Raw genomic sequence first — 8620 nt, forward strand, 5'->3', positions numbered from 1 at the left:
AATACCGAGATGCTGCGCGCGGAAATTGCCGCCGCAGCCGCCCGCATGATCGCCGAGGACGGCGCCGACTATGCGACCGCCAAGAAGAAAGCGGCGAAACAGGTGCTCGGCAATACCAAGGTGCGCGGCGAAATCATGCCGGATAACGCCCAGATCGAAGAAGAAGTACGTATCTATAATGACATCTTCCTTGCCGACACCCAGCCGGCCCGTCTTCTGCACCTGCGCAGGCTGGCGGTCAGGCTGATGGATGACCTTGCAAGGTTTTCCCCCTACCTGACCGGCGCCGTGCTGAATGGGACAGCGGGAGAGCACTCGGATATCCATCTCCAGCTCTTTCCGGAGAGCGCGAAGGATGTCGAGATTTTCCTTCTTAACAAGAATGTTGATTTCGAGGTATCCGAAACCAGTCATTTCAACGGCCGTAGCGAGCCGGTCGAGACGGTCAGTTTCATGTGGCACAACGAAGGTGTGCATCTTGCACTTTATGAAACGGACGACGTGCGCGGGGCGGTCAAAGCCGGACCGGACGGACGACTCGCGCGGGCCAATGTGGAAACTGTGCGTGCCTTGATTGCTGATTCAGAGCAAAAATGAAGAAAAATGTGCTTATTTTCGGCGGGGTTGCCATCCTCTTCGCCGTTTTCGGGATTTTTTTCGCCATACAGCGGCTTTCCCCTGCACCGGCGGAATCTTCTGCTGTCAGTACGTTTCTGTCGCAAACGATGAAAGATGCCAACGGACAGGAGCAGGCCCTCGGTCAGTGGAAAGACCAGGTACTGATCGTCAATTTCTGGGCGACCTGGTGTGCCCCCTGTGTCGATGAAATGCCGGAGCTATCAAATTTGCAACGAGAGCTTTCTGCGCAAAAAATCCAGATTCTCGGCATTGGCATTGATTCTGCTGCGAATATCGTCGATTTCGCAAAGAAATACAGTATCAATTATCCGCTTTACGTCGGTGGAATCAACGGTAGCGAGTTGTCACGCCAACTGGGCAACCAGGGCGGCGGGCTTCCCTTTACGGTCATTATCGGACGGGACGGGCAGGTCAGGAAGACCTATCTTGGGCGACTGAAAATGGACGAACTGCGGAAAACTCTTACGAGCTTGTAGCCGTTAAACCATCTTTCCCCTTGCCAGTCAGCATCATTTGACGGCAAAATGCGGGCATCCTCGTCAAACGGAGTCGCAACTCCATGGCAAAAAAAATTCTTCTGGTCAATGGCCCGAACCTGAACCTGCTGGGCACACGTGAACCGGAGGTCTATGGCTCGACCACGCTGGCCGATGTCGAACAGGCTGCAACCGCACAAGCGGCGGCGGCCAGTGCGGCTATCGCCTGCTTCCAGAGCAACCATGAAGGCGCACTGATCGACCGTATCCAGGCGGCCCGTCACGAGGGCGTGGACGCGATCGTCATCAACCCCGGCGGCCTGACCCATACCAGCGTCGCCCTGCGCGACGCCTTGGCAGGCGTCGCCATCCCGTTTGTCGAAGTACATATCTCCAACATCCACAAGCGCGAAGAATTCCGGCACCACTCCTATCTGTCGGGAATCGCCGTCGGCGTAATTTGCGGCCTCGGTGTCGACGGATACCGGGCTGCGATCGAGTTCGCGCTCAAAAAGCTGTAATTTTCATTATCTCGCCGCAATCCACATATAATCGCTGGGATTGCAATTGTAATAAGACCATAAACTGAGGAATTCCATATGGATCTACGAAAACTCAAGACGCTGATCGACCTCGTCGCCGAATCAGACATCGCCGAACTGGAAGTTACCGAAGGCGAAAGCAAAGTCCGTATCGTCAAATCCTCGGGTGCCCCGCAAAACCAGGTCGTGATGATGCAGCCGCAATCCATGCCGCATACCGTGGGTGCACCGGTTGCCGCCCCCGTTGCTGCGCCGGCCGCTACGCCTGTCGCCGCTGCTCCCGCCGAACCGGAAGGCCACATCGTCAAATCGCCGATGGTCGGCACCTTCTACCGCGCATCCGCGCCGGGCAATCCCCCGTTCGTCGAAGTGGGCGCCACCGTGAAGGAAGGCGATACCCTGTGCATCATCGAGGCCATGAAGCTGCTGAACGAAATCGACGCCGATGCCTCCGGTGTGATCAAGCAAATCCTGGTGGAGAACGGCCAGCCCGTCGAGTTCGGCCAGCCGCTGTTTGTGATCGGTTAAGTGGTGTGCATGCGGCCTCTATATATATAGCGCGCCGCGTCCCCGAATAACTCCCAAGAAGATACAGACACGCCATCCCCGCCATGTTCGAAAAAATCCTCATTGCCAACCGCGGCGAAATCGCGCTTCGTATTCAGCGCGCGTGCCGTGAAATGGGCATCAAGACCGTCGTCGTCCATTCCGAAGCCGACCGCGAAGCCAAGTATGTGAAGCTCGCCGACGAGTCGGTCTGCATCGGCCCTGCTCCGTCGTCGCTGAGCTACCTGAATATGCCCGCGATCATCAGCGCGGCCGAAGTGACCGACGCTGAAGCGATCCACCCCGGCTACGGCTTCCTGTCCGAAAACGCCGACTTCGCCGAGCGCGTCGAGAAGTCCGGCTTCGTCTTCATCGGCCCGCGCCCCGAATCGATCCGCATGATGGGCGACAAGGTGTCGGCCAAGCAGGCGATGATCAAGGCCGGCGTCCCCTGCGTGCCCGGCTCCGACGGCGCGCTGCCGGAAGACCCGAAGGAAATCATCCGCATCGCCCGCAAGATTGGCTACCCGGTCATCATCAAGGCGGCTGGCGGCGGCGGCGGTCGAGGCATGCGCGTCGTGCACACCGAAGCCGCACTGCTCAATGCGGTCACCATGACCAAGTCGGAAGCCGGCGCCGCCTTCGGCAACCCGGAAGTCTATATGGAGAAGTACCTGGAGAATCCGCGCCACGTGGAAATCCAGGTGCTCGCGGATGAATTCAAGAACGCCGTCTGGCTGGGCGAGCGCGACTGCTCGATGCAGCGCCGCCACCAGAAAGTGATCGAGGAAGCGCCGGCGCCCGGCATTCCGCGCAAGCTGATCGAACGCATCGGCGACCGCTGCGCCGAAGCCTGCCGCAAGATCGGCTACCGCGGTGCGGGTACCTTCGAATTCCTGTACGAAAACGGCGAGTTCTACTTCATCGAGATGAACACCCGTATCCAGGTGGAACACCCGGTCACCGAAATGATCACCGGCGTCGACCTGGTGCAGGAACAGATCCGCGTCGCGGCCGGCGAGAAGCTGCGCTTCCGCCAGCGCGACATCGAACTGTCCGGCCACGCAATCGAGTGCCGCATCAATGCCGAAGACCCGTTCAAGTTCACGCCGTCACCGGGCCGCATCGTCGCCTGGCACGCACCGGGCGGTCCTGGCATCCGTGTCGATTCGCACGCTTACGCCGGCTACTTCGTGCCGCCGACCTACGACTCCATGGTCGGCAAGGTGATTTCCTACGGCGCTACGCGCGAACAGGCGATTCGCCGCATGCAGATCGCACTGTCCGAAATGGTGGTCGAAGGCATCCTGACCAACATTCCCCTGCATCGTGAACTGATGGTGGACGCACGCTTCATCGAAGGCGGCACCAACATCCATTATCTCGAGCAAAAACTGGCGGACAAGCCCGACCTGCCGAAGGGCAACGGCAAGTCCCCGAAGTAAAGAAGGCATTACCATGAGCTGGACCGAAATCGTCATCGAAGTTGCGCGCGACCACGCCGAGGCCCTGTCCGATGCGTTGATGGAAGCCGGCGCGTTGTCGGTTTCGGTTGAAGACGCCGACGAAGGAACGGACGCAGAGAAACCCATGTTCGGCGAGCCGGGCATGGAGCCGACGGAAACTGCGTGGGACCACAGCCGCGTCGTGGCCCTGGCGGACGAGAGCGACGATTTCGCCGCCCTCGTTGCCGCGGCAGCGACGGAGTGCGGTATTCCCGTGCCACCGTATTCCCTGCGCGCCGTCGCCGAGCAGGACTGGGTACGACTGACGCAATCGCAGTTCGAACCCATCCACATCGGCAAGAACATCTGGGTCGTGCCGAGCTGGCACGATGCGCCTGATCCGGAGGCGCTCATCCTCGAACTCGATCCCGGCCTCGCATTCGGCACCGGCAGCCATCCGACCACGCGCCTGTGCATGGAATGGCTCGAAGCGCATCCGCCGCAAGGCATGTCCGTGCTCGACTACGGCTGCGGCTCCGGCATCCTCGCGATGGTGGCCAAAAAGCTTGGTGGCGCCCAGGTGCACGGCGTTGACATCGACCCGCAGGCGATCGAGTCCGCGCGCTACAACAGCGAACGCAATCACTGCGAAATCGACTATCATCTGCCGGAAGAGTTCTCCGCCGCCGCACAGCAGAAGACCTACGACGTCGTGGTTGCCAACATCCTCTCCAGCCCGCTCAAACTGATGGCGCCAATGCTGTCGTCGCGCGTCGCGCCCGGCGGCCGCCTGGTCCTGTCGGGCATCCTCGCGCGCCAGGCTGACGAAGTCGCAGCCGCGTATGCGCCTTTCATCAAGTTGTCGGTGTGGGCCGAGCGTGAAGGCTGGGTTGCCCTCGCCGGTTCCCGCTGACCGATGGCGCTCGCTACCCAATGTCCTCATTGCCATACGACATTCCGGGTCGCGCATGACCAGCTGAAGCTGCGCGCCGGGCTCGTCCGCTGCGGCGCGTGCAAGCAGATCTTCAACGGCATCGAAAACCTCCTCCGTCCGGAAGAGCTGGAACAGGCTACCGGACGCATCGCGCCACCACCTCCCCAACCCGCTCCGCCGGAACCGGCTCCGGTGCCGCCGCCGGCTGAGACGAAGCTCACGCCCAGCGTGGACTTCGACCTCGGCGATCTCGGAGACCTCGAACCGGAACCGGCAAAGAAGACGCCGCCGGCGAGCACCTTCCCGGACTCATCCGATACCACCCTCGCCGAAGCGGACAAGGAAGAATTCGGCGAAACGCCTGTCGACGCGGAGCCGCGCAAGGACGATCCTTTGCTGCGCATGACGCTCATGGACTTTGCGCATGAACGGCGCGAACCGGTGATTGAAGAGAATCCACAACCCGATGGCCCGCCGGCAGAAGAAAGCGATGCCATCGAACAGGCAATCGACGATCTCGAAAGCAAGCCGTGGCGCCGCGAACAGAATGACGCCACGGAAGCTGAGGGCGACGCACTTGACCAGGCGGAAGCTGCCGAATACGAAGAGCCGAGCTTCGTCAAGCAAGGCCGGCGCAAGCAGCGTATAGGCCGCGCGCTGCGCGTGTTCATGGCGGCCGCTTCCGTTTTCCTGCTCATCGGATTGCTCGCTCAGGGGGCCTACGTCTTCCGCGACCAACTTGCCGCATGGTTCCCCGCGGCCAAGCCTGTCCTCGCAAACGCCTGCGCGCGTCTCGGCTGCCAGGTCGGCCTGCCCGCACAAATTGATGCGGTATCGATCGAATCGAGCGAACTGCAGACACTGGCGCCGGAATCCAATACCTTTGCGCTGACGGTCCTGCTGCGCAATCACGGCACTACCGCACAGGCATGGCCGAACATCGAGCTGACCCTTAACGATAATAACGAAAAGCCGATCGCCCGCCGCGTTTTCCAGCCGCGCGAATACCTGGCGGACAGCGTAGACGCCGGAAAAGGATTTACCGCGCGGTCTGAACAGGCGGTGAAGGTCCATTTCGAGCTCGCGCAGCTCAAGGCATCGGGATACCGCGTTTACCTGTTTTACCCGTAATACACTATATGCAGGAAGGCCCGGCGCAGCCCGGAATCCAACCACCCACTTTCTCAGGCAGGTAACCATGACTTCCTTAATCTGCGGCTCGCTCGCGTACGACTCCATCATGATGTTCGGCGGGCGCTTTTCCGAAGCCTTGCTGGCGGACCAGCTCCACAAGATCAATGTCGCCTTCTTGGTGCCGGAAATGCGCCGCGAGTTCGGCGGCTGCGCAGGGAATATCGCCTACAACCTGAAGCTGCTCGAGGGCGATCCGCTCATCATGGCGACCATCGGCCAGGATGGTGGTTCCTACCTGGCGCGCCTGGACCGGTTGCAGATTTCGCGGCGCTGCGTGCGCACGATCGACAATGCGTATACCGCGCAAGCATTCATTACGACCGACGCCAACAGCAACCAGATCACCGCCTTCCACCCGGGCGCGATGACCTTCTCGCACCATAACAAGGTTGCCGACGCCGGCCCGGTGAAAGTCGCAATCGTTGCGCCCGACGGCCGTGATGGGATGCTGCAGCATTCTGTCGACTGCGTAGACCTCAACATCCCCTTCATCTTCGATCCGGGCCAGGGCTTGCCGATGTTCAACGGCGCAGAGCTGGAGCACTTCATTGAACTGGCCACTTACGTGGCGGTCAATGATTATGAAGCGGAACTCTTGACCGAACGCACCGGACTGACACTCGACCAGATCGCCAAGCGCGTCAATGCGCTGATCGTTACGCGCGGCGAACAGGGCGCGGAAATCTTTGCCGACGGACAGCGCATCGACATCGCCTGCGTACCGGCTGACAAGGTGGTCGACCCGACCGGTTGCGGCGATGCTTTCCGCGCGGGCCTGCTGTACGGCATCACCAATGGCATGGACTGGGCGACCACCGGCCGACTCGCCAGCCTGATGGGTTCGATCAAGATCGCACACCAGGGCGGCCAGAACCATACGCCGACCCGCCAGGAAATCGAAGACCGTTTCCAGAAGGCGTTCGGTTACCGCTTCTGATTTCCCCTTGCGGGACATTTGACGGGAGGCTGCATGCGCATTCGTTCAACCTGCTTCGCGGCGGTCGTACTCGCCGGATGCGCATCCACTCCATCCGGACCGATCATGACGACGGAAGGCAGCACGCTGGTGCAGACCGGCCGCGTAACCCAGGTACGCGACGTCGCGGTCCACGGCGGCCGTCCTTCTGGCGTGGGTTCCTTCATCGGCACTATCATCGGCGGTGTTGCGGGCAGCAAGATCGGAAGCGGATCGGGCAGTACCGCAGCCGGGATTGGTGGTGCCATCGCTGGCGGGGTGGCCGGGCAGCGTGCGGAAGAAGCCGGCAAGGTCAACACCTCGACTGAACTCACAGTGCAACTGGACAGCGGTGAATCCCGGGTCTACCGGGTGGACCCGGGCGAACCCTTCAAGATTGGCGATCCGGTGCGCGTGACGACCGTGAACGGCGTCTCGAAAGTCGCACGCTACTAGCTAATGGCAAGGGAGCTTCAGGCGCCCTCGCCCGTCAATGCATTCCGCACGCGCTCGATCGTGATGCCGGGCGCAGTCACTTCAATCATCTTCCGCTTGTTGGTATGGCCGTGGGTAATCGTGACGGCGCTCTTTGGAACGGACAACATGTCCGCCAGGAAGCGGACCAGCGCGTCATTGGCCTTGCCCTCGATCGGCTGCGCCTGCAGCCGGATCTTCAGCGCGTCATCGAGCACGCCGATGACTTCACTCTTCTTCGCATTGGGCGTGATCTGGACCGAGATCCTGATGCCGCCCTGCGTGCTCGAACACCAGTCGCGCGTCATGCCAGCGACATGACCATCTGGGTCACGAGCATCAGGCCGATGCGCAGCAGAATGAAGAGGACGAGGGGCGAAAGGTCGATGTTGCCGATCAGCGGAACGACACGGCGCAAAGGACGCAGCAGTGGTTCATTGAGGGCGCGGATGAAGGGAGCCAGCGGCGCGTGCGGATTCACCCAGCTGAAGATGACCTCGATGATCAGCAGGCCCATGAAGCCGTAAAACACCCACTCGAAGAAGCGCAGCAGCGACAGCAGCACCAGGAATTGCGGCTGGAAACGTGACATCACCGCGAGGTTGACCGCGACAGCAGCGAGGATCACCAGGCCGGCGGCGATCAGGCTGGCCCAGTCATAACCGCCGACGCCGGGAAGGATGCGACGCAAGGGGCGCACCAGCCAGTCAGTCAGCTGGAACGTGAATTGTCCAAGTGCTGCCGGCGGCCGGACCCGCACCACCTGCATCCAGAAACGCAGGAGCAGTACGCCGCCCAAGACGGCCGCGACGGTATCGACAATCAACGTAAGGATGCTGTTCAGCACTATCCAATCTCCCAAATGAAAAAGCCCGTCGTGCGGCAGGAGCCACACCACGGGCATTTTGCCTGAACTTAATCAGGCGTCCAAGCAAAGCTCGGATTACGGACGGGTGCCGGTCGGGAACGGCCAGGCCGCTGCCGGGTTCAGCACAGTCTTCACAGCAGGGGCTGCTGCAGCGGCAGGCTTGGCAGCTGCCTTCTTGGGAGCAGCGGCCTTCTTGGGCGCGGCTGCCTTCTTCGGAGCTGCAGCCTTCTTGGGAGCGGCGGCCTTCTTGGGAGCAGCGGCTTTTTTCGCAGCAGGCTTCGCAGCGGCCTTCTTGGCTGCCGGCTTCTTCGCTGCAGCCTTCTTGGGAGCAGCGGCTTTCTTTGCTGCCGGCTTCTTCGCTGCTGCTGCCTTCTTGGGAGCTGCTGCCTTCTTCGCTACCGGCTTCTTGGCTGCTGCTGCCTTCTTCGCTACCGGCTTCTTCGCTGCTGCTGCCTTCTTTGCTACCGGCTTCTTGGCTACTACTGCCTTCTTTGCTACCGGCTTCTTGGCTGCTGCCGCCTTCTTTGCTACCGGCTTCTTGGCTGCT

At 61.1% G+C, this 8620-nt stretch carries 12 protein-coding genes; 9 read left to right on the forward strand and 3 right to left on the reverse strand.

The annotated features are described in order from the left end of the window. The first annotated feature begins 9 nt into the window (after window positions 1–9). The 9 genes from AYR66_RS01020 (at window position 10) to AYR66_RS01060 (ending at window position 7187) form a co-directional block, all read left to right on the forward strand. The gene (locus AYR66_RS01020; RefSeq protein ID WP_234814645.1) at window positions 10–597 is read left to right on the forward strand and encodes a hypothetical protein; all 588 of its coding nucleotides are present in this window, start codon (window positions 10–12) and stop codon (window positions 595–597) included. After that, on the forward strand, window positions 594–1115 hold the full coding sequence (locus AYR66_RS01025; protein ID WP_088705958.1) for a TlpA disulfide reductase family protein: 522 nt from the start codon (window positions 594–596) through the stop codon (window positions 1113–1115). The genes AYR66_RS01020 and AYR66_RS01025 overlap by 4 nt, the downstream gene beginning before the upstream one ends. Before the next feature lie 83 nt (window positions 1116–1198). Beyond that, entirely contained in the window at window positions 1199–1636 is a 438-nt protein-coding gene (gene aroQ / locus AYR66_RS01030) for a type II 3-dehydroquinate dehydratase (protein ID WP_088705959.1), read from the forward strand. A 78-nt stretch (window positions 1637–1714) separates the two neighbouring features. Then, the gene (accB, locus tag AYR66_RS01035; RefSeq protein ID WP_088705960.1) at window positions 1715–2185 is read left to right on the forward strand and encodes an acetyl-CoA carboxylase biotin carboxyl carrier protein; all 471 of its coding nucleotides are present in this window, start codon (window positions 1715–1717) and stop codon (window positions 2183–2185) included. A gap of 83 nt (window positions 2186–2268) precedes the next feature. Continuing rightward, a complete protein-coding gene (gene accC / locus AYR66_RS01040; protein WP_088705961.1) occupies window positions 2269–3648 on the forward strand; it encodes an acetyl-CoA carboxylase biotin carboxylase subunit in 1380 nt (459 codons plus the stop codon). 13 nt (window positions 3649–3661) lie between these two features. Further along, window positions 3662–4561 carry a 50S ribosomal protein L11 methyltransferase gene (gene prmA, locus AYR66_RS01045; RefSeq protein ID WP_088705962.1) on the forward strand — a complete coding sequence of 300 codons (900 nt, stop codon included), beginning with the start codon at window positions 3662–3664 and terminating at the stop codon, window positions 4559–4561. A gap of 3 nt (window positions 4562–4564) precedes the next feature. Further along, window positions 4565–5713, forward strand: coding sequence for a DUF3426 domain-containing protein (locus AYR66_RS01050; protein WP_088705963.1), 1149 nt, complete (start codon window positions 4565–4567; stop codon window positions 5711–5713). Between the two features lie 67 nt (window positions 5714–5780). Beyond that, window positions 5781–6713, forward strand: coding sequence for a carbohydrate kinase family protein (locus AYR66_RS01055; protein ID WP_088705964.1), 933 nt, complete (start codon window positions 5781–5783; stop codon window positions 6711–6713). A 33-nt stretch (window positions 6714–6746) separates the two neighbouring features. After that, a complete protein-coding gene (locus AYR66_RS01060; protein ID WP_088705965.1) occupies window positions 6747–7187 on the forward strand; it encodes a glycine zipper 2TM domain-containing protein in 441 nt (146 codons plus the stop codon). Between the two features lie 17 nt (window positions 7188–7204). Here the strand turns inward: AYR66_RS01060 and AYR66_RS01065 are convergent, their stop codons facing one another. From AYR66_RS01065 to AYR66_RS01075, 3 genes are all read right to left on the reverse strand, one after another. Next, window positions 7205–7513, reverse strand: a complete 309-nt coding sequence (locus AYR66_RS01065) for a DUF167 domain-containing protein (RefSeq protein WP_088705966.1) — start codon at window positions 7511–7513, stop codon at window positions 7205–7207. Continuing rightward, the gene (locus tag AYR66_RS01070) at window positions 7510–8052 is read right to left on the reverse strand and encodes a YggT family protein (RefSeq protein ID WP_088705967.1); all 543 of its coding nucleotides are present in this window, start codon (window positions 8050–8052) and stop codon (window positions 7510–7512) included. Before AYR66_RS01070 ends, AYR66_RS01065 begins: the two co-directional genes overlap by 4 nt. 96 nt (window positions 8053–8148) lie before the next feature. Next, a partial coding sequence (locus tag AYR66_RS01075) for a histone H1-like DNA-binding protein (protein WP_234814646.1) occupies window positions 8149–8620 on the reverse strand: 472 nt, incomplete at its 5' end.

Source organism: Noviherbaspirillum denitrificans, assembly GCF_002211445.1.
GTDB classification, from domain to species: domain Bacteria; phylum Pseudomonadota; class Gammaproteobacteria; order Burkholderiales; family Burkholderiaceae_D; genus Noviherbaspirillum; species Noviherbaspirillum denitrificans.

Bases quoted from the DNA above. Each gene is read 5' to 3' on its own strand.
- aroQ (WP_088705959.1), top strand. From the start codon at position 1,199: ATGGCAAAAAAAATTCTTCTGGTCAATGGCCCGAACCTGAACCTGCTG.
- accC (WP_088705961.1), top strand. From the start codon at position 2,269: ATGTTCGAAAAAATCCTCATTGCCAACCGCGGCGAAATCGCGCTTCGT.
- AYR66_RS01050 (WP_088705963.1), top strand. From the start codon at position 4,565: ATGGCGCTCGCTACCCAATGTCCTCATTGCCATACGACATTCCGGGTC.
- AYR66_RS01055 (WP_088705964.1), top strand. From the start codon at position 5,781: ATGACTTCCTTAATCTGCGGCTCGCTCGCGTACGACTCCATCATGATG.
- accB (WP_088705960.1), top strand. From the start codon at position 1,715: ATGGATCTACGAAAACTCAAGACGCTGATCGACCTCGTCGCCGAATCA.
- AYR66_RS01065 (WP_088705966.1), bottom strand. From the start codon at position 7,513: ATGACGCGCGACTGGTGTTCGAGCACGCAGGGCGGCATCAGGATCTCG.
- AYR66_RS01060 (WP_088705965.1), top strand. From the start codon at position 6,747: ATGCGCATTCGTTCAACCTGCTTCGCGGCGGTCGTACTCGCCGGATGC.
- AYR66_RS01020 (WP_234814645.1), top strand. From the start codon at position 10: ATGCTGCGCGCGGAAATTGCCGCCGCAGCCGCCCGCATGATCGCCGAG.
- AYR66_RS01025 (WP_088705958.1), top strand. From the start codon at position 594: ATGAAGAAAAATGTGCTTATTTTCGGCGGGGTTGCCATCCTCTTCGCC.
- prmA (WP_088705962.1), top strand. From the start codon at position 3,662: ATGAGCTGGACCGAAATCGTCATCGAAGTTGCGCGCGACCACGCCGAG.